Annotated in this window: 15 protein-coding genes; 12 read left to right on the top strand and 3 right to left on the bottom strand. The window is 41.9% G+C overall.

Features of this window, described 5'->3' with window-relative positions; all coding sequences use genetic code 11:
* Positions 1-2: 2 nt before the first annotated feature.
* From CRI9333_RS08030 to CRI9333_RS08020, 3 genes are all read left to right on the top strand, one after another.
* A complete protein-coding gene (locus CRI9333_RS08030; protein ID WP_015202666.1) occupies positions 3-1247 on the top strand; it encodes an RNA-guided endonuclease InsQ/TnpB family protein in 1245 nt (414 codons plus the stop codon).
* A 424-nt stretch (positions 1248-1671) separates the two neighbouring features.
* On the top strand, positions 1672-3135 hold the full coding sequence (locus CRI9333_RS08025) for a folate/biopterin family MFS transporter (protein ID WP_015202665.1): 1464 nt from the start codon (positions 1672-1674) through the stop codon (positions 3133-3135).
* A 206-nt stretch (positions 3136-3341) separates the two neighbouring features.
* Positions 3342-4856, top strand: coding sequence for a carotenoid oxygenase family protein (locus CRI9333_RS08020; RefSeq protein ID WP_015202664.1), 1515 nt, complete (start codon positions 3342-3344; stop codon positions 4854-4856).
* A gap of 111 nt (positions 4857-4967) precedes the next feature.
* On the opposite strand, the gene recR is transcribed toward CRI9333_RS08020, so the two are convergent.
* On the bottom strand, positions 4968-5579 hold the full coding sequence (gene recR, locus CRI9333_RS08015) for a recombination mediator RecR (RefSeq protein WP_157462289.1): 612 nt from the start codon (positions 5577-5579) through the stop codon (positions 4968-4970).
* A 126-nt stretch (positions 5580-5705) separates the two neighbouring features.
* Complete coding sequence (gene psbA / locus CRI9333_RS08010; protein WP_015201290.1) at positions 5706-6788, bottom strand: photosystem II q(b) protein; 1083 nt, start codon at positions 6786-6788, stop codon at positions 5706-5708.
* Between the two features lie 154 nt (positions 6789-6942).
* On the opposite strand from psbA, the gene cofG reads away from it, so the two are divergent.
* From cofG to CRI9333_RS07975, 7 genes are all read left to right on the top strand, one after another.
* Positions 6943-7953 (top strand): 7,8-didemethyl-8-hydroxy-5-deazariboflavin synthase subunit CofG, encoded by a 1011-nt coding sequence (cofG, locus tag CRI9333_RS08005; protein WP_015202663.1) that lies wholly within the window; start codon positions 6943-6945, stop codon positions 7951-7953.
* Positions 7954-8092: 139 nt separating this feature from the next.
* Positions 8093-9031, top strand: a complete 939-nt coding sequence (locus CRI9333_RS08000) for a phosphoribulokinase (RefSeq protein WP_015202662.1) — start codon at positions 8093-8095, stop codon at positions 9029-9031.
* A 319-nt stretch (positions 9032-9350) separates the two neighbouring features.
* The gene (locus CRI9333_RS07995; RefSeq protein WP_015202661.1) at positions 9351-10757 is read left to right on the top strand and encodes a hypothetical protein; all 1407 of its coding nucleotides are present in this window, start codon (positions 9351-9353) and stop codon (positions 10755-10757) included.
* 51 nt (positions 10758-10808) lie between these two features.
* Positions 10809-12137 (top strand): AAA family ATPase, encoded by a 1329-nt coding sequence (locus CRI9333_RS07990; RefSeq protein WP_015202660.1) that lies wholly within the window; start codon positions 10809-10811, stop codon positions 12135-12137.
* On the top strand, positions 12134-14632 hold the full coding sequence (locus tag CRI9333_RS07985) for a tetratricopeptide repeat protein (protein ID WP_015202659.1): 2499 nt from the start codon (positions 12134-12136) through the stop codon (positions 14630-14632). The genes CRI9333_RS07990 and CRI9333_RS07985 overlap by 4 nt, the downstream gene beginning before the upstream one ends.
* 35 nt (positions 14633-14667) lie before the next feature.
* Positions 14668-16356: a GTPase HflX gene (gene hflX, locus CRI9333_RS07980; protein WP_157462288.1), complete on the top strand. Its 1689-nt coding sequence runs from the start codon at positions 14668-14670 to the stop codon at positions 16354-16356.
* Positions 16357-16365: 9 nt separating this feature from the next.
* The gene (locus CRI9333_RS07975; protein WP_015202657.1) at positions 16366-16929 is read left to right on the top strand and encodes a Uma2 family endonuclease; all 564 of its coding nucleotides are present in this window, start codon (positions 16366-16368) and stop codon (positions 16927-16929) included.
* A 25-nt stretch (positions 16930-16954) separates the two neighbouring features.
* On the opposite strand, the gene surE is transcribed toward CRI9333_RS07975, so the two are convergent.
* Positions 16955-17755, bottom strand: a complete 801-nt coding sequence (gene surE / locus CRI9333_RS07970) for a 5'/3'-nucleotidase SurE (protein ID WP_015202656.1) — start codon at positions 17753-17755, stop codon at positions 16955-16957.
* A 314-nt stretch (positions 17756-18069) separates the two neighbouring features.
* Between surE and CRI9333_RS07965 the strand changes: the two genes are divergently transcribed.
* Together CRI9333_RS07965 and CRI9333_RS07960 are read left to right on the top strand one after the other, a co-directional pair.
* A complete protein-coding gene (locus tag CRI9333_RS07965; protein WP_015202655.1) occupies positions 18070-18972 on the top strand; it encodes a lipid kinase in 903 nt (300 codons plus the stop codon).
* Positions 18973-19050: 78 nt separating this feature from the next.
* Complete coding sequence (locus CRI9333_RS07960) at positions 19051-21876, top strand: cation-translocating P-type ATPase (RefSeq protein ID WP_015202654.1); 2826 nt, start codon at positions 19051-19053, stop codon at positions 21874-21876.
* Positions 21877-21917: the final 41 nt, after the last annotated feature.

The following is a 21917-nucleotide window of genomic DNA, read 5'->3' as shown; positions in this document are numbered from 1 at the left end:
AAATGTACGCCACTCAAAAGAATCAACTTAGACGACTTAGCAAGCAGGAATTTAAAGCCCTGACTGCTTTGTGTCGTTTGAGCAAGAATCTTTTTAATGTGGCATTGTACGAATGTAGGCAGTATTTCTTTGCACAAAGAAAACACCTTACATACGAATCTAATTACCATATTTGCAAGTCCAATGAGAACTATCAATTTCTTAATACTGATATTGCTCAACAGACGATGAGAGTGGTAGATAGAAGTATGAGATCTTTTGTGGGATTGCTTAAGGCAATTAGTATAAGAAGATGTGACCAAAAACCACAACTTCCTAAATATTTGCCCCAAGATGGATATTTCCTTTTGATTATTCCTAGAATTAAACTCAAGAATGGGTCTTTCAATGTTCCCATGTCTAAAGAGTTTAAGCAAGAATATGGTGAAGTTAAAATCCAACTCCCTGAGCGACTGAAAGATAAGAACATTAAGGAGGTAAGAATACATCCTAAATATTCGGCTCGATGGTTTGAAATCGAGTACATATATGAGGATGAAAAGATAGAGACATCTGTTGATTCCTCATTGGCTATGTCTATTGATTTGGGAGTTGACAATCTCGCTGCTTGTTTTGACACTGAGGGGCATCAATTTTTGATTGATGGAAAACGACTTAAAAGCATTAATCAGTGGTATAACAAACGCAATGCTCAACTTCAATCGGAATCGGACAAGCAAGGGATTAAGAGTTTTACGAATAAACAAGCTCGACTCTATCAATGGCGTAGCAATTGCGTCAGAGATTATTTGAACAAAGCTGCTCGGACAATTATTAATCATTGCCTCAAACATAATATAGGAAAATTGATTGTTGGGTATAACCCAGGAATCAAGCATGTTATTAATATTGGGCGTTCTAACAATCAGAATTTTGTTCAGATTCCTTTTTGGCAACTGAGGCAAAAGCTCATTGCTTTGTGTTACCGATACGGAATTGAATACCTTGAGCAAGAAGAATCTTATTCCTCTAAGGCAAGCTTTTTTGATCGAGACGAAATACCAGTCTACAATGCTGACAATCCTAGCAAACATAGATTTTCTGGGAAAAGAATTAAGCGGGGATTGTATCAAACAAGGGATAAACACCTTGTTTCAGCAGATATAAATGGCAGTGCCAATATTTTAGTTAAAAGTAAGCACAGACTCAATTTTGAGCGAGTGTGTAGCGGGTTTTTGGCTAACCCCTTAAGGATTTTTATCTCTTAAGAATCCGCGTCCGACTTGAGGCGCGGAGTGTCAATTATATGCCTCCTTAATTATCAATCAGTAGATTAAATTTTATCAATATTAATCGTGCCTATTTAGGCTACCAAATTTATTACTAAATTAAGTCAAAACTTTTTGAAAAGTTAAATATTGTGTTGAGCGAGTAAAATTACAACCTGTCTACAAGAGAAATTTAAGTGAGTGCGATCGCATCGACATAATCTTGATTTTTTAACATTTAGGAAAACTAGGGCAGCAACCAAATGGTTGAAGATTCATAGCTTTGGTTTCCTAGTAGATTGCCTCTTATGGTTTACACCTGAAGGATGGCATCTGTAGTAGAACCTTGACCGATGGTAGGTATGATTACAAGGAATGCCAGCTATCATAATAAAGATTGATATTTCTTAAAAAATCTTTATCAATGGTAGTTTTAGCCGATCGCTTATCCGAGATAAAAGATTCTACGGTAAAAAAACTTTTTTTTGGTCACGAGCCGACTCCTGAGTTAATCGCCATATTAATGGTGTATATGGTGCAGGGCATCTTGGGCTTGGCGCGTTTGGCAGTAAGTTTTTTCCTCAAAGATGAGCTTGGGCTTAGTCCAGCGCAAGTTTCAGCTTTAATGGGTATTGCTGCTTTACCTTGGGTAATTAAGCCAGTCTTCGGTTTTATCTCAGATGGTTTACCAGTATTTGGCTATCGCCGTCGCCCCTATCTAATTTTATCGGGGTTGCTAGGTGTATTGTCTTGGGCTGCTTTAGCAACAATTGTCGATACTGCATGGGCAGCTACGGGTGCGATCGCACTTAGTTCTCTTTCCGTTGCTGTTAGCGATGTAATTGTAGATTCTTTAGTTGTAGAACGAGCTAGAGCAGAATCTCATAGCGTTGCGGGTTCACTACAATCTCTTTGCTGGGGAGCATCAGCAGTTGGAGGGCTACTAACAGCTTACTCTAGTGGCTTACTACTCCAACACTTCAGTACCAGAACGGTATTTGGAGTTACCGCTTGTTTTCCTCTAATTGTTTCAGGGGTGGCTTGGTTTATTGCCGAAGAACGAATTAACAAACGTCCAGACGTATCCACTGTATGGCAACAGGTAGGACAGTTAAAAAAAGCAGTTAGCCAAAAGTCTATTTTATTGCCGATGGCTTTCATATTTCTCTGGCAAGCAACACCCAGTGCTGATTCAGCCTTCTTTTATTTCACTACAAATGAGCTAGGATTTCAGCCAGAATTTTTAGGGCGGGTGCGTTTTGTAACAAGTCTCGCCGCGTTGGTGGGAGTTTGGGCTTTTCAGCGATTTCTAAAAACAATTCCTTTTAGAACAATATTTGCTTGGACAACAATTCTGTCTGCAAGTTTGGGAATGACAACATTATTGTTAGTTACCCATGCCAACCGCTCTTTAGGTATAGACGATCACTGGTTTAGCTTGGGAGACAGCGTGATATTAACAGTGATGGGACAAATTACATTTATGCCCGTGTTGGTATTAGCTGCGCGTTTGTGTCCACCTGGAGTAGAAGCGACTTTATTTGCCTTGCTGATGTCAGTAAATAATTTAGCTGGGCTGTTATCTCATGAATTTGGAGCTTTAATCACCTATTGGATGGGTGTCACAGAAACTAACTTTGAGCGATTATGGCTATTAGTTGTTGTTACGAACCTCAGCACTCTTTTACCTCTGCCATTCGTAGGTTGGCTACCTGAATCTGATCCGCAAGCAGCAGTTGCGGCGGAACAAACGGCTCAATCATTGCCGCCAGCGTCAGTTATAGAACATCATGCGACTGGTTCCCAAACATCAGATCAGCCTTTCTTACCGGATTTTCTACCAGAATTTATTCGGTTTAGAAGCAGTGTAAAAGAAAGTGAGGAGTAATATTAAGTTCGGTCAATTAACCGAAAGTAAAGAACCCCACCCATAGAGCGTGTTTTCAAACTAACCCGTCAGATTTAGGTTCCCCTAACTCCCCCTTAAAAAGGGGGACTTTGATGGAATTGTCCTCCTTTTAAAAGGGGAAGATCTGGACTTTTAACTATTTGATTTATCAAATTTTAGAAAACTAATAATACAGGTGATTACCAATGCAGAGCATACCAGTTCAAGAAAGTTTTGCAGTACCTACTGATGCGCTATCCTATAACGCTCAAGGATGGGCAAAAGGCTATCAATCTCAGAAAGATGAATATGATTATTGGATCGATGATGTAGAAGGACAAATTCCAGTAGAACTTAGTGGGACTTTGTTTCGCAATGGTCCTGGTTTATTAGATGTTAATGGGGAAAAAATTCATCATCCCTTTGATGGAGATGGGATGATTAGTGCGATCGCATTCTCCGATGGTCGCGCTCATTATCGCAACCGCTTTGTGCGTACACAAGCATTTGTAGAAGAACAAGCAGCAGGCAAAATTCTTTATCGTGGCGTTTTTGGTACTCAAAAACCAGGCGGTGTTTTGAATAATGCTTTTGATCTTAGAAAGAAAAATATTGCCAATACTCAAGTAATTTATTGGGGTGGTAAATTACTTGCACTGTGGGAAGCAGCAGAACCTCATAGGTTAGATCCTTACACCTTAGAAACACTAGGATTAGATTATCTTGACGGTGTGTTGGATGAGGGTGATGCCTTTGCTGCCCACCCGCGAATTGATCCTAGTAGTAAAGACGGAACTCCACACCTAGTTAACTTTTCTATTAAACCTGGGCTTTCTAGCACCATTACTATTTATGAATTAGATATTAATGGCAAGGTAGTGGAACAACACGCCCATAGTGTTCCTGGTTTCGCTTTTATTCACGATTTTGCAATTACACCTAATTACTGCATCTTTTTCCAAAATCCTGTTAGCATCAATCCTTTACCTTATGTTTTAGGGTTGCGTGGTGCTGCTGAGTGTATTGAATTTCATCCTGAACAATCAACTAAGATTATTGTGATTCCTCGCAATAATACTGTGCTTCCTAAAGGGGGGAAAAGTGGGGTGCAGATGTTGGAGACGAAATCAGGTTTTGTGTTCCACCATGCCAATGCTTTTGAACAGGATGGGCAAATTTATATTGACTCAATTTGCTATCAATCTTTCCCAGAAGTCGAACCAAATTCTGATTTTAGAGAGGTAAAGTTTGATGCTATATCTCCAGGTCAATTGTGGCGGTTCACAGTTAATTTAGAGAATGAAACAGTAGAGCGTCAACAGTTAGAAAACCGTTGTTGTGAGTTTCCTTTTGTTCATCCCTCACACATGGGAAGACCTTACCGCTATGTATTTATGGGTGCGGCTCATAATAACACTGGTAATGCACCTTTACAAGCGATACTAAAAGCTGATTTGGAAACAGAGGAAAGGCAACTTTGGAGTGCTGCGCCTGAAGGATTTGTGAGTGAACCAGTATTTGTCCCTCGCGCTGATGCTAGTGCAGAAGATGATGGTTGGGTGCTAACTGTGGTTTATGATTCATCCCGTCACCGTTCTGATGTGGTGATTTTAGATGGGCGTGATTTGAACCAAGGAGCAGTTGCAAGGCTACACCTGAAGCATCATGTACCTTATGGGTTACATGGTAGTTGGGCGCAGGAAAGTTTTGTAAAAATATAGGTGCGAAGACTGAGAGACGTGTGATCGCGGTAAACTACAAAAATGCACTAAAAAGAACTGCGATCGCACTGGCGATATTAAACCTGATTGCATAGTTCAAAATGCCACTTCCTAATCTAGCTCTCGTCGTCCTTCCAAAGCCCGCGCTAAAGTTACCTCATCGGCATATTCTAACTCACCACCCATCGGCAAACCAAAAGCTATCCGCGTTACTTTTGTAAAAGGCTTTAACAACTGACCTACATAGAGCGTTGTTGTTTCACCCTCTATACTAGGACTGATTGCAATAATCACTTCTTTAACTTCTTGCTGGCTAACTCGTCTTACCAGTGATTGAATATGCAATTGATCTGGCCCAATTCCTTCCATTGGAGAAATTACGCCACCTAAAACGTGATATTTGCCACCATACTCCCGTGTTTTTTCCAGAGCAATCACGTCGCGGGAATCAGAAACTACACAGAGAGTAGTGCGATCGCGGTTTTGGTTGCGACAGATTTCGCAAACTGGTTCAGCAGAGAGGTGAAAACACACCTGACACAAACCTACTTGCTTTTTTGCTTCAACCAAGGCTTTAGCTAGTTCCTCTACCTCTGCGGGCGATCGCTTGAGGATATGTAAAGCTAACCTTTGAGCAGTCTTAGGGCCAACTCCAGGTAAGCGTTGTAATTGCTCAATTAATCGAGCTAATGGGCGTGTGTAAACCGTTTTCCTATCTCCAATTTTTATCTATAAACTATAGTAACCATTCCGTTTAAAAAGCTAACTGCTAAGTGCTATAAATAACAGCCAATAAAAAAGCGCCCCCCAAAAGGAGACGCTTTTTTGATTTAGCAAGAGTGCTAAAAATTAACCATTGATAGCTGGAGCAGTAAGAGCAACAGGAGCTTCAACACCAGCAGCCAAATCTAGAGGGAAGTTGTGAGCATTGCGCTCGTGCATTACTTCCATACCCAAGTTGGCGCGGTTGATGATGTCTGCCCAGGTGTTAATTACACGACCTTGGGAGTCAACCACTGACTGGTTGAAGTTGAACCCGTTGAGGTTGAACGCCATTGTGGAGATACCCAGAGCGGTAAACCAAATACCTACTACTGGCCATGCTCCCAACAAGAAGTGCAAGCTGCGGCTGTTGTTGAATGATGCGTATTGGAAAATCAAGCGACCGAAGTAGCCGTGGGCTGCAACGATGTTGTAGGTTTCTTCTTCTTGACCGAATTTGTAACCGTAGTTTTGTGATTCGATCTCGGTGGTTTCACGCACCAAGGAAGAGGTTACTAAAGAACCGTGCATTGCACTGAACAAGGAACCACCGAACACACCTGCTACACCTAACATATGGAAAGGGTGCATCAAGATGTTGTGTTCTGCTTGGAATACCAACATGAAGTTGAATGTTCCACTGATTCCTAAAGGCATACCATCAGAGAATGAACCTTGACCAATTGGGTAGATCAAGAATACTGCTGTGGCTGCTGCTACTGGTGCTGAATATGCTACGCAGATCCAAGGACGCATACCTAAGCGGTAAGACAATTCCCATTCACGACCCATGTATGCAAAGATACCGATCAAGAAGTGGAAAATTACCAATTGGTATGGGCCGCCGTTGTAGAGCCACTCGTCTAAGCTGGCTGCTTCCCATATTGGGTAAAAGTGCAGACCGATAGCGTTAGAGGAAGGAACTACTGCACCGGAGATGATGTTGTTGCCGTACAACAATGAACCAGCTACTGGTTCACGGATTCCGTCGATGTCTACTGGAGGTGCAGCGATGAATCCGATGATGAAGCAAATGGTGGCGCTTAGTAGGGTAGGGATCATTAATACTCCGAACCAACCTACATAGAGGCGGTTCTCGGTGCTGGTGACCCACTCACAGAAGCGTTCCCAAACGTTGGCGCTTTCGCGACGTTGAATGGTTGTAGTCATTTGTGAATAATGGCGATTTAATTTTCTTGGTTCAAAGCAGCTTTGTTTGCTGCCTGTTATTAATACATTAACGCCTTTGTTGCTTTTTGTAAAGTTATTCTTAACAAAATGACAATTTAGTTTATTTATTGCAATTATTAGTTTTTGTTATTTTATGCTTTATCTAGGCTCCCGAACCGTTACTTATAGCCCTGCTTATACCTTAGTTCCTACCTACGAGTGCTTTAATCGCTGTAGTTACTGTAACTTTCGTGATGATCCTGGAACAAGCCCTTGGATGACTTTGTTACAAGCCGAGGCAGTTTTAAAACCACTTCATTCTCAGGGTGTTTGTGAAATTCTCATCTTGAGTGGTGAGGTGCATCCTCAGTCTTCACGACGTGCAGGTTGGTTTCAGCGCATCTATGATTTATGCGAATTGGCGCTTGATTTGGGTTTTCTGCCTCATACGAATGCCGGAATTCTCAGTTATGCAGAAATGGCTCTGTTGAAAAAGGTTAACGTTTCAATGGGGCTAATGCTGGAGCAGCTAACGCCTAAACTGCTGGATACTGTTCATAAACACGCACCGAGTAAGTTACCAGAAGTAAGGTTGCAACAGTTGGAATGGGCGGGTGAGTTGCAAATTCCGTTTACGACTGGGTTATTGCTGGGAATTGGGGAAACGCAGCAAGATTGCTGGGAAAGTTTGGAGGCAATTTCCCAAATTCACCAACGTTGGGGACATATACAAGAGGTAATTTTGCAACCCCATAGCCCTGGAAGTCAGCAAATATCGAATGCGCCAGCGTTTGATGTATATCAGTTACCAGAAGTAATTGCCTCATCGCGTGAGATTTTACCGTCGGATATTACTATCCAAATTCCACCAAATTTAGTGACAGATGCAAGTTGGTTATTAGCTTGTTTAGATGCTGGTGCTAGAGATTTAGGGGGAATTAGCCCTAAAGATGAGGTGAATCCTGATTATCCACATCCTGATTATCAAAAATTAAGTGAAATTTTAGAGCCTGCTGGATGGGAGTTAGTACCCCGTTTGCCTGTTTACCCTAAGTATGACAACTGGTTATCCCAGGAGTTGCAAACTGTTGTTCGTGCGATCGCGCAGACGGTAAACCCTATGGTTCAATGTTACCAAGGGCATGAAAGGCAAACACGGCGCTAACTTCTGCTACGTTTGATTTATTATCTGTGGATCTCAAACGGCTGATTGATCATCATCGCTTTGCCTAACTGAGAAGTCGTAACAAAAGTTCAATTATTTACAGTCCATCACTGGACTTACCCCAACTACAAGAGGAATTATGAGCCATCGTCCAATTATCCTTGGTATCGTCGGTGACAGCGCTGCTGGTAAGACAACACTAACCCAGGGAATTGCTCAGGTAGTGGGTGCAGAGAATGTCACAATTATTTGTACTGATGATTATCATCGGTACGATCGCCGTCAACGTGCAGAAAATGGAATTTCGGCGTTGCATCCTGACTGTAACTACGTGGATATTATGGAGCAGCATTTAGCGCTGCTACGAAATGGACAACCAATCCTCAAGCCAATTTACGGTCATACAAGCGGTACATTAGATGCGCCAGAGTACATCCAGCCAAGGAAGTTTGTAATTATTGAGGGATTGCTGGGTTATTCTACCCTGGCTGCACGGGATTGTTATGACGTTAAAGTATTTTTAGCACCTCCTGAGTCTTTACGAACTCAGTGGAAAGTCAAGCGCGATACTCGCAAACGTGGCTACAGTGAAGCCGAAGTTATTGAACAACTTAGAAAGCGTGAATCTGACTCCGAGAATTTTATTCGTCCTCAACGTGAGTGGTCAGATATAGTAGTTAGTTTTTACCCGCCTAGTGATGAGCCAGAGGAAAGTAATACTGAACTGAATGTGCGTTTGGTACTTAGACCCACTATTCCACATCCAGACATGACAAAGATTTTACATCTTAGTAATAGCGATGGGAATGCTGTTCGTCTGGAACTAGAGCGGGATATGGGCAAACCTGTCGATGTGCTGGAAGTTGATGGTCATGCCACTAGCAACCAAGTATTAGAAATAGAGAGGATGCTATGTAATGATATTCCTGACCTCTTGCCATACTGTAGTATGCAAGGCAACCCAGATATTGGCAAACTGATCGGTACAACTGGGGAAACGCTCCAAAGTTATCCTCTTGCTATTACTCAGCTACTCATTTCTTACCATATGCTTAAGGCTGCCAAAATTCATCAATAAAGCAGTTAAGTATGGTAGCGATCGCACTCATCATTAACTATATAGTTAGTGATTGAAGTTGCGATCGCTGTCTAAGCGGTTGGGGCATAAATATACTTTTTGCAACAAATATTTTTTTGGTTAAGAGTTGATTTAACCGCAGATAAACGCAGATAAACGCAGATGAAATACAAAAACATCGGACATCTGGGTTACTGGTTTTATGCCTAATTCATAAAATATTTACAATTCATCTGCCTATTGGGGGAACTTTATAACCTCTTAGTGAATCAAATAAATCTATCTAAAAATCGCGCTTTCCTTAACAGGATAAAATCTGATGCCAACGCATCTATTAAGTAAGCTATCTATATTTCTAATTATCCTCACCTTCCCTGACTTCCTCCCACCTACCCAATCAATATTCTGTCCATTAATTGCTTGGGGTTTGGAAAGAGATTTTGGCAGAGATGGACAAGATGGTAATAGCGGACGCACAGGTAAATCAGGTAGAAACGGTGATAGCCAAACTATTTCTGCTGATGGTGAGAGCGTTAATTTAGAGCTTTCAGGTGAAGATGGTCAAGATGCAGAAGATGGCGATGATGGCGACGATGCCTTTTGCGGTAGACAACCCCAAGATGTTGAACGCAATCTGCGTGCAGCTAACGGAGGTGATGGGGGACGTGGTGGTAATGGTGGTAAAGGCGGTGATGGCGGTTCGTTGACTGTTTACTACTCTAATCCAGCAGATTTAAGGAAAATCTTGGTTCGCGCTAATGGCGGAGAAGGGGGACGTGCAGGACGTGGTGGCAATGCTGGATATGGTTGCGAGTGTAGGAGGGAACGTTGGGAAGTTAAAACTTGCACTGGTACTCCTGGTAGTCCTGACTACAAATGCAAAAATCGAACTTTCAACTGCACAGATGGTAGGGATGGTAGCAGGGGAAGTAATGGTAGTGATGGTAGCAAAGGGCGTTTGGGCAGTTTAACGTTAATCAACCGCAAGGAACCGTTGGCAGAGGATACGCCAACATTGAAAGTGGCAATGTCTGAGTTAAAGGATCGAGTATTCCAACTTTCTAAGAATAAATGGGATATTCGCACAGGTGCAACTTCACTTTTAGCACCTGGTTCTGTAATAAATAATGAATATCGAGAGTTTGACCGCAGGTTAGAAAGTGCTTTTCAGCTTGTTTGGAATGAACCACAACCTATTAGTAGTTTGAGTAATGAAAAAGTCAGTATTAATTTAGAAGACAACGAACAGATAAAAGTTGATCTTCCTAAAGATGTGTGGGTTAAGGGTGAAGAATTACAGCAGAATAATTTAACTAAGTTTGTTGTATCAAATGCTATTCGTCAAAGTGACGCAACTAAGCTACAATTGGCAGAATTCGCGGGTAGTGGGTCTAATCTTAAATTGAGTTTGGTAGATTTAGGTGGTAAGTCAGATTTAGTTTCCACTCAGTTTTCTATCAAGTATCTCTCAACCCCATCAGATGCTAGGTTTAATAGATTCAATGTTTCAATATCGGATTTTAGAACTAGATACGAGGGTAAGGTTCCCGCAGAATTAGTTAGCCGTCAGAAAAATCGTTTCACTATTAATATAGGTAAACTGCCGATTTCAGCAGAGTATTTGCAAACAGGTATACCTGTGGATATTGAGATAGTAGCAAATCGCAGTTTGGGATCTCGCACTGCTGATCAAAAAATTAACTATCAGGGAGAAATTGCCCGTTAGGATAGTTTATTCCTGGGTTACGATAGCATTAGCTACTTAAATTACTACTTTATGACTCAGGCTTCAGATTTACTAGATAACATCTACAACGCTTTTGACCCGTTTCGACCTCTACCACCTGGACATCCAGCTTATGTAGATTGTACAGAAGTTCGGGGAGATGGAGATATTTTAGTAAATTTGGGTAACCAAATCCGTCGTTCTAAGCGGATGACGTGCCAACTTTATGCAGGTCATCGAGGAGCGGGAAAATCAACTGAGTTGCTACGGTTGAAGGAATATCTTAAAAAGCAGAACTTTTGTGTAGTCTATTTTGCTGCTGATGAAGAAGATATTGATCCAGAAGATGCTCAATATACTGATATTCTTTTAGCTTGTACGCGCCATTTATTAGAAGACCTTAAAGGTACTACTCCTCAACCTGTGCTGAACTGGTTAAAAGACCGTTGGCAAGAATTAAAAGATTTAGCACTGACGAAAATAGAATTTGATACTTTAAGCGTAGAAGCACAAATTTCTCAATTTTCTAAACTGACAGCAAATTTAAGGGCAGTTCCGAGTTTACGCGCAAAAATTCGTGAGCAGATAAATCCACATACTGTTACCTTAATTAAAGCTTTAAATGAGTTTATTGCTGAAGCTAAAAAGAAGTTACCTTCAGGATGTAATCATATAGTCGTAATTGCTGATAATTTAGACCGGATTGTTCCAATCACTAAAGAAGATGGGCGGACAAATCACGATGAGATTTTTTTAGACCGTAGTGAACAACTGCAAGCTTTAGATTGCCATCTAATCTACACTGTACCAATTTCAATGGTCTACTCTAATCGTGCAGTTGACCTAAAAGATACTTATAGTGATCCTGAAATATTGCCGATGATTATGGTGCAAACTCCTGAAGGTAAAATTTATGAATCAGGATTCAAAAAAATTCAAGAGGTGATTGATAGAAGGGTTAAGTTATTTGATCCTAATCTCTCCTTAGAAACAGAAGTATTTGATAGTCAGGATACGCTAGAGCGAATTTGCTTAATGAGTGGGGGTCATGTACGAAATTTGTTGTTGCTCATGCAAGAAGCAATTAATCGTTTAGATACTTTACCAATTACTGCTCAAGCAGTACAAAAAGCAATTACAAGAGTGAGAGATACTTATCGCAGAAATGTCGAACATGATGAATGGTCAATTTTAGCCACTGTATCAAAGTCTAAGCAAATACTTAACGATTCTCAGCATCGTAAACTCTTGTTTAATCGTTGTATTTTAGAATACCGCTACTTTGATAATGAAGAAGAAATGCAGTGTTGGTATGATGTTCACCCGCTTATCAAAGAAATTAAAGAATTTAAGCAAGTTCTCGCTAAACTTGAGCCATGAAATTAGAATTAACTGACTGGGACGAAGATTTACCAGCAGATACCGAAGAGGAATATAAAGCTTTAGTACGCGCTCTCAGGCGGACAAAGGGTTTTAATGTATTATTTGTACGCTGTTCGCCAGCAGTGGGGGAAGAAATTATTAATAAAGTTAAAAAAGATATTACTCAAAAAAAAATAGAAGTTTTACGTTTAGAAGAACCTATTGATAATTTATACGATATAGTTGACCATTTGCCGAATAAAGAGCAAATCAATATCCTTTTTATAAAAGGGTTGGAAAAATCTTTTACTCAATATATACAACCTGGATATGGCGGACAGGGCGATTACTATAAGTTAGATACGGTTCCGCGTATTTTAGGGCATTTAAATTTACAGCGCGAACGAGTTAGGGACAAATTTAATATATGTTTTGTTTTTCTTTTGCCCTTGTTTGGACTGAAATATTTTATTCAGAGATCTCCAGATTTTTTTGACTGGCGTTCTGGAGTATTTGAGTTTCCTACAGATGCAGAAAGTGTTGAAAAAGAATCATTACGGATTATTTGGGAAGGAGACTATGAAAAATATTTAACTCTAACTCATGAAGAACGTAGGGAAAAAATTATAGAAATTGAAGAACTGCTGGAAGAAGATCATCAGACACCGAGTTATAGAGCTAGCTTATTGTATCAACTAGCAAGTCTGCTTTATGCTGCAAAAGAATACGCAGTGGCAATCACGGCTCTAGACCAAGCACTGAAAGTAAAACCAGACGACCACCAAGCTTGGCAGAACAAAGGCGTTGCGCTGGGTAATTTAGGGCACTATGAGGAGGCACTCGCAGCTTTCGACCAAGCACTGAAAGTAAAACCAGACCAGCACCAAGCTTGGTACAACAAAGGCAATACGCTAGTTAATTTAGAGCGCTATGAGGAGGCGCTCGCAGCCTTCGACCAAGCACTAAAAGTGAAGCCAGACGACCACCAAGCTTGGAACAACAAAGGTAATGTGCTGGGTAAGTTAGGGCGCTATGAGGAGGCGCTCGCAGCCTTCGACCAAGCACTAAAAGTGAAATCAGACCAGCACCAAGCTTGGAACAACAAAGGCAATGCGTTGGGTAAGTTAGGGCGCTATGAGGAGGCGATCGCAGCCTTCGACCAAGCACTAAAAGTGAAACCAGACGACCACCAAGCTTGGAACAACAAAGGTAATGCGCTGGGTGATTTAGGGCGCTATGAGGAGGCGCTCGCAGCCTTCGACCAAACACTAAAAGTGAAACCAGACCAGCACCAAGCTTGGAACAACAAAGGTAATGCGCTGGGTGATTTAGGGCGCTATGAGGAGGCGCTCGCAGCCTTCGACCAAGCACTAAAAGTGAAACCAGACCAGCACCAAGCTTGGAACAACAAAGGCATTGCGCTGGGTAAGTTAGGGTGTGATGAGGAGGCGCTCGCAGCCTTCGACCAAGCACTAAAAGTGAAACCAGACCAGCACCAAGCTTGGAACAACAAAGGCATTGCGCTGGGTAAGTTAGGGTGTGATGAGGAGGCGCTCGCAGCTTTCGACCAAGCACTAAAAGTGAAATCAGACCAGCACCAAGCTTGGAACAACAAAGGCATTGCGCTGGGTAAGTTAGGGCGTGATGAGGAGGCGCTCGCAGCTTACAACAAAGCACTGAAAGTGAAACCAGACCAGCACGAAGCTTGGAAAAACAAAGGCAATACGCTAGTTAATTTAGGGTGCTATCAGGAGGCGCTCGCAGCTTTCGACCAAGCACTGAAAGTGAAACCAGACCAGCACCAAGTTTGGAAAAACAAAGGCATTGTGCTAGTTAATTTAGGGTGCTATCAGGAGGCGCTCGTAGCTTTTGACCAAGCTCTGAAAGTCAAACCAAATGACCACGAACCTTGGAGCAACAAAGGCATTGTGCTAGTTAATTTAGGGCGCTATCAGGAGGCGCTCATAGCTTTCGACCAAACACTGAAAGTAAAACCAGACCAGTACGAAGTTTGGAACAACAAAGGCATTGTGCTAGTTAATTTAGGGCGCTATCAGGAGGCGATTACAGCTTTCGACCAAACACTGAAAGTAAAACCAGACCAGTACGAAGTTTGGAACAACAAAGGCATTGCGCTGGGTAAGTTAGGGCGCTATCAGGAGGCGCTCGCAGCTTTCGACCAAACACTGAAAGTAAAACCAGACCAGTACGAAGTTTGGAACAACAAAGGCATTGCGCTAGTTAATTTAGGGCGCTATCAGGAGGCGATTACAGCTTTCGACCAAACACTGAAAGTAAAACCAGACGACGATAAGATTTTTTACAATAAAGCCTGTTGTTATGCCTTGCAGGGTAATGTTGAGCAAGCAATTAATAACTTGCAACAAGCAATTAATTTGGATCCTAAATATCGTGACCTAGCAAAAACTGACTCAGATTTTGATGCAATGCAACAGGCTGAGAGGTTTCAGGCGCTTATTTCCTTTAAGGGAGACAGCAAATCACCTCAATAAATAAAATAGAGGTAGATGAATTCAAGGTTACGCATATCGAGACTATCTACGGAAACTTACAAGGGCTAAAAGCCAGCCACCTCAAGCAGCTACAGAAGTTATATCATCAACGCTTACCAGGCGATCGCATCACCACACCTGAATTCGCCCAACGACTTGCTGCTATTAGCACAGATGTTAACCAACCAGTTTGCGCCTACATCAACCGTCGCGGACAAGTAATCCGTTTAGGAGTGGGAACACCCCGCCAAACCCAAATTCCACCGATGGAATTACCCCGCTATGGCGCAGAACGACTTAGTGGTATTCGCTGCATAGCTACCCAGCTTAAATCAGAACCACCTAATGAAGCAGCACTCACCGCAATGGCGCTGCAAAGATTGGATGCGTTAGTTTTATTAAACATTACCGGATCTGGTTTTGAAAAACGTGGTGGTGGCGCGACAGGTTATGTCAAAGAAATATATCTTGCTCATCTTGTTCCCCATCCAGAAGCAAGTTGGACAGTTTCACCACCGATGAGTCTGGATGTTTTAACTGATCAAGATTTGCTGGAACTCGTAGAAGGGTTGGAAGCGGATTTTGAGCAAAAATTTATTGCGCGAGAAGTTGAAGGCGATCGCGATCGCGTTTTAGTCGTCAGCTTAAAAACCGATGATACTAACACCCAACGCTATGAAGATGGAATTGCAGAAATAGCCAGGTTAGTCGAGACAGCCGGGGGAGAAGTATTGCAGACTGTCAAGCAGAAGCGATCGCGTCCTCATCCTCAAACTGTCGTCGGTGAAGGTAAAGTACAAGAAATTGCTCTTGTTGCTCAAACAATAGGAGCCAATCTAATTGTATTTGACCGCGATCTTTCACCCAGTCAAATCCGCAACTTAGAAATTCAAATCGGCATTCGCGTAGTAGACCGCACTGAAGTTATTTTAGATATCTTTGCTCAACGCGCTCAATCTGGTGCGGGTAAATTGCAAGTAGAACTAGCCCAACTTGAATATATGATGCCCCGCCTCACAGGTAGAGGTCAAGCAATGTCGCGCTTAGGCGGTGGTATCGGTACTCGTGGCCCTGGTGAAACTAAACTAGAAACAGAACGCCGTTCTATTCAGCGTCGCATTTCTCACCTACAACAACAAGTCAACCAACTCCAAGCGCATCGTTCCCGACTGCGGCAACAAAGACAACATCGCGAAGTACCATCACTTGCGATCGTCGGTTATACCAACGCAGGTAAATCCACGTTATTAAACATCCTTACTAATGCTGAAGTTTACACAGCAGACCAACTATTTGCCACCCTTGACCCTACCACACGCCGCCTCAAAATTGCTGATGCGGTTACAGGTGAACCTCGTTCAATTCTGCTGACAGATACAGTAGGATTTATTCACGAATTACCACCTTCTTTGATGGATGCTTTTCGCGCCACCTTAGAAGAAGTTACCGAAGCAGATGCACTATTGCACGTTGTAGATTTATCTCACCCAGCTTGGCATAGTCAAGTGCGGTCTGTGATGACAATTTTATCGGAAATGCCAATTACACCAGGTCCCGCCTTGATTGTTTTTAATAAAATTGATCAAGCAAAGGGTGAAGCTTTGGAATCAGCTAGAGAAGAATTTCCTCAAGCGGTATTTATTTCTGCAAGTAAGCATTTAGGGTTAGAAACTTTACGCCAGCGAGTCGCGCAGTTGATTGAATACGCTGTTTCTCCTAATTAGGGGGTAGTTATGACAAAAGCTTCTGAACAAGTCCGGTGGACGATTACTGATTTGGAGGGTTTTCCTGATAACAGTAATCGTTATGAAATTATTGATGGAGAATTATTTGTGACTCGCGCCCCACATTTAGATCATCAAGATGTTATAGGTGTTACTTATGCAGCATTATTGCATTGGTCGCTTGAAACTAAGTTAGGGAAGCCATATATTACACCAGGAATTATTTTTTCTCCATCTGATGCTGTAATTCCCGATTTAATATGGGTTAGTAATGAAAGGCGATCGCAATTAATAGATAATTCTGGTCATCTCACGGGCGCACCAGAATTAATAGTTGAGGTTTTGTCTAACACAGAAGCAGATAAAAAGCGCGATCGCGAAACAAAATTAAAACTTTATTCTGTTCAAGGAGTTTCGGAATATTGGATTATTGATCGAGAACAACAATTAATTGAAGTATATCAACGGGAAAATGGCATTCTCAAGAAAGCTATAACCTTGTTTAAAACAGATATACTTACAAGTCCCCTTTTACAAGGGTTTAGTTGTGAAGTAGCATCTATATTTGAATGACTTGGTATTAGTTGCAATTATGCCATTAGGAAAGTTGATTTATTCCTAATTCCTGTAAAGCATATACCCCAGCAGAAGATGTCAGGTTATATTGCAAGGGTGTAATAGTAATGTAATTTTGCTTAATTGCTTCTACATCTGTGATTAGATCAGGTGGTAAGTGCAGATGATCTGGTTGTTCGACATCTTCTAAAACTTCACCTGCTAACCAGTAATAAGTTTTACCGCGTGGATCGACTCGCTTTTGAAATGTGTCAAAATAGCGGCGGATACCTTGACGTGCGATCGCCACACCAGCAATTTCTGCTGATTTCACTGGTGGTACATTAACATTCAATAACATTGGTTCTGATAAGGGATTTTTCTCCAGACGATCTAATAATTTTTTAGCAAAGTCAGCCGCAGTTTGAAACTCTTGGGATGTAAAACTGGTTAAACTAAAAGCAATACTGGGAATTCCTTCAATTACCCCTTCCATTGCGGCGGAAACAGTACCGGAATACAGCACATCAGTACCAATATTTGAACCGTGATTAATTCCCGATAAAACAAAATCTGGTGGTGCGTCTAGCAATGCACCTAAAGCTAGTTTGACACAATCAGAAGGTGTGCCAGAACACGCCCAAGCTTTGATAGATGGATGAAACATTGATTCAACAACTTCGGCGCGAATTGGGTCGTGAAGAGTAAGACCGTGACCAGTAGCCGACCTTTCGCGGTTGGGACAAACTACGGTAACATTATGACCTGCTTCTGCTAGGGTGTTAGCAAGGGTGCGGATGCCTAGCGCGAAGATGCCATCATCGTTGCTGATTAAAAGTTTCATTTAGTCACAAATACAGAACATCGGCAAATTTTATCAGGTTTACTGATTCTATCTTGATGCTGTAGGCGCGATCGCTAATCTAATTTACTTTTAATCAATAACTCAAAACTTATAAAAATTAATAATTAAGTTTAATTTAGTGCTTTTTTATTACCCACATCTATCTAAGGAATGAATTTATATTTTCTTGCTGTGTATGATTTATTTTTTTAATAGTGCATCTTGAGGCAACAATAGCTATTCTAGTAGAAATAGTTACAAAAAATTTAATAATATAACTAAACAGTTCCAAAGTATAAATTAATTTCAAACGTATGAGCGATAATTTAAAAAAGCGAGCATTGTTGCTAGTAAATAGGCACTCTAGACGCGGAGAAGACGCTGTAGCTGACGCTGTAAAGGAATTACAAAATCTTGGTTTTGAATTGTTAGAAGAATCAACAGCAAAACCTCAGCAAATATCGAAAATAATTTGCAAACACCGCAACGATGTTGATTTGGTAATTATTGGTGGTGGTGATGGGACATTAAATGCAGCAGCAGAAGGTTTGGTAGATACTAAGTTACCACTAGGGATTTTACCTATGGGAACTGCTAACGACTTGGCGCGAACGCTGTCAATTCCTTCACCTTTATCAGAAGCTTGCCAGATTATTGCGGCAGGTAATATCCAGCAAATTGACTTAGGTTGTGTCAATGATAAGCACTTTTTTAATGTTGCCAGTATGGGATTAAGCGTAGATATTACGCGGCAACTGAATAAAGAAGTTAAACAGAAATGGGGAGTATTAGCTTATTCTATGGTGGCGATGCAAGTAGTTAGGCGATCGCGCCCCTTTAAAGCCGACATTATCATTAACGGTGAAAAAATTTCTGTCAGCACTGCCCAAATAGCTGTTGGTAACGGACGGTTTTATGGTGGTGGGATGGTAGTAGCAGAGGATGCAACTATCAATGACCAAAGGTTAGATTTATACAGCTTAGAACTGGATCACTGGTGGCAGATTATGCCCATACTACCTGCAATGTGGCAAGGCAACCACGATCAGTGGCAGAAAGTGCGTAGCATTCAAGCACAGGAAATTGAGATTTATACTCCAAAACCTCGTGCTATTAGTGCTGATGGCGAAATTGTGACAAAAACTCCAGCTAAATTTCGTTTGGTTCCTCAAGCTGTATCAGTGTTTGTCCCCAAAATTCCCCTCGTTCCAACTTGAGAAATTAGTGTAAGCGATCAGGACTGTGGTCTGAAAGTCCTATGATCAAAACTTGTAGGTTTTAGGACACCATTACCCGTGACCTCATCTAGTATTTCCGATTCTCAGCCCAAGACCAGAGCATGGCATACTCTGGAAGTTGATCAAAGCATAGAGGCGTTAGATAGCGATCGCGATCGCGGTTTAACGACTCAGCAAGTCCAAGAACGTAGAGAACGTTACGGTTCTAACGAACTAGAAGAAACAGGCGGTCGTAGTACTTGGCAAATTCTCCTCGATCAGTTCACCAACATCATGTTGTTGATGCTGATTGCAGTAGCCCTGATTTCTGGGGTGCTAGATATAGTGAGTATGCGAAGCGGAAACTTGAAGCCTGGTGAAATTCCGTTTAAAGATACGATTGCAATTTTGACAATTGTGATTCTTAACGGTGTTCTCGGCTATCTTCAAGAAAGCCGCGCTGAACAAGCCCTCGCTGCATTGAAAAAGCTTTCTTCTCCTAGAGTGCGCTTGATTCGCGATAATAAGCCTCTAGAAGTAGCATCGAAGGATTTAGTCCCTGGAGATATCATGCTACTAGAAGCAGGAGTACAAATTGCTGCCGATGGTCGGTTAATAGAAGAATCTAACCTGCAAATAAGAGAATCTGCACTGACAGGGGAAGCGCACGCGGTAAGCAAGCAAGCACCTCTGCATTTGCCCGAAGATACATCATTAGGCGATCGCATTAACTTAGTTTTTCAAGGAACTGAGGTTGTCCAGGGACGCGCCAAGGTGCTAGTAACTAACACCGGAATGCAGACTGAACTAGGGCAAATTGCCAGAATGTTGCAAGCGGTAGAATCTGAACCTACCCCACTACAACAACGGATGACTCAGTTAGGGAACGTTTTGGTTTCAGGTTCCTTAGCATTAGTTGCTTTAGTAGTAGTAGGTGGTTTGATTCGGGCTGGTAATTTCAGCCCCTTACAAGAACTCTTAGAAATTTCTCTAAGTATGGCGGTAGCGGTAGTCCCAGAAGGTTTACCAGCCGTAATTACGGTTACTTTAGCCTTGGGAACTCAGCGAATGGTAAGGCGTAATGCTTTAATTCGCAAACTTCCAGCAGTTGAAACTTTGGGTTCAGTTACTACTATTTGCTCAGATAAAACTGGCACACTGACCCAAAATAAAATGGTTGTGCAACTGGTAGAAACTGCCAGCCATACTTTCCGTGTTACAGGAGAAGGTTATAACCCAGTTGGAGAGTTTCAAGTAAGTGATCAGACAGTAGCACCAGACCAGCATCCAGAATTGCAAACTCTCATGCTTGCTTGTGTAATTTGTAACGATTCGATCTTGCAACATGAGAAAGACGAGTGGCAGATTTTAGGAGATCCGACAGAAGGAGCATTAATTGTACTAGCTGGTAAAGGAGGAGTTGATCAGCAAACAACCAGTAGTAGAATGCCCCGTAGACAAGAATTTCCTTTCTCCTCTGAACGTAAACGGATGAGTGTAATTGTTGAGAGTGCGCCATCAAGTGTGGACAATCAACAATCACAAATACAAATGTTTACCAAAGGATCTCCAGAATTAATTTTGGAGCGTTGCACTCATCTTCAGATTAATGACAAGCTGGAGGAATTGACAGAAGCACAATGCACTCAGATCCTAGATAAAAATAACGAAATGGCAGCTAAGGGTCTGCGTGTCCTGGGTTTCTCCTACAAATCTTTACAAAATGTTCCCCCAGAGGGGTCAGATGAAGCCACAGAGCAACAATTAGTGTGGCTGGGTTTAGTGGGGATGTTGGATGCAGCACGACCAGAAGTGCGCCTTGCTGTGGCAGAATGTCGCGATGCTGGTATTTTACCTGTAATGATTACAGGAGATCATCAGTTAACAGCGAGTGCGATCGCACAAGAATTAGGTATTTCCAAACCAGGCGATCGCGTTCTCACAGGTAAAGAACTCGCCAAAATGAGCCAAGCAGAACTTGAACAACAAGTTGAGCAAGTTAGCATCTATGCTCGTGTGGCTCCAGAACATAAACTGCGAATTGTGCAAGCATTTCAAAGTCGTGGCAGATTTGTAGCTATGACTGGAGATGGCGTAAACGATGCTCCAGCTTTGAAACAAGCAGATATTGGTATTGCAATGGGCATCACTGGTACTGACGTTAGTAAAGAAGCTAGCGACATGGTACTCATGGATGACAACTTTGCTACCATTGTTCACGCTGTTGAAGAAGGTCGGGTAGTTTATACCAATATCCGTCGCTTTATTAAGTACATTTTGGGCAGTAACATCGGTGAAGTATTAACCATCGCTGCTGCGCCCCTCATGGGTTTAGGAGGTGTCCCACTCACGCCACTGCAAATTCTGTGGATGAACTTAGTTACAGATGGTTTACCCGCGCTTGCACTAGCAGTAGAGCCACCAGAACCCGATGTTATGCGTCGTCCGCCTTTCAGCCCGCGTGAAAGTATTTTTGCTAGGGGACTCGGTTCTTACATGGTAAGAATTGGCATTATCTTTGCCATCATTACTATTGCTTTGATGTGGTGGGCTTTCCAATATACTCATGCACCTGGTTATATAGCAGCAGGAAGAGATCCAGATACTTGGAAGACAATGGTGTTTACTACCTTGTGTATTGCTCAAATGGGTCACGCCTTAGCGGTTCGCTCTAATTCTCAGCTAACAATAGAGTTAAACCCCTTTACTAACTTGTTTCTACTAGGTGCTGTCACCATCACCACCATCTTGCAACTGCTACTTATCTATGTACCACCACTGCGAGATTTCTTTAATTTGCACTATCTCACCTTGCAAGAATTAGGAATTTGCATAGGTTTTAGTGCGTTAATGTTCGTTTGGGTAGAGATGGAAAAGTTGTTTATTCGTTTCTTCAAAAAATAGTCTTGAGTACTGAGGGCTGAGTTCTGAGCATTTACCTACTC

The sequence above is a fragment of the Crinalium epipsammum PCC 9333 genome (assembly GCF_000317495.1).
Lineage (GTDB): Bacteria > Cyanobacteriota > Cyanobacteriia > Cyanobacteriales > PCC-9333 > Crinalium > Crinalium epipsammum.
This window is presented reverse-complemented; position numbering and strand designations above follow the sequence as displayed.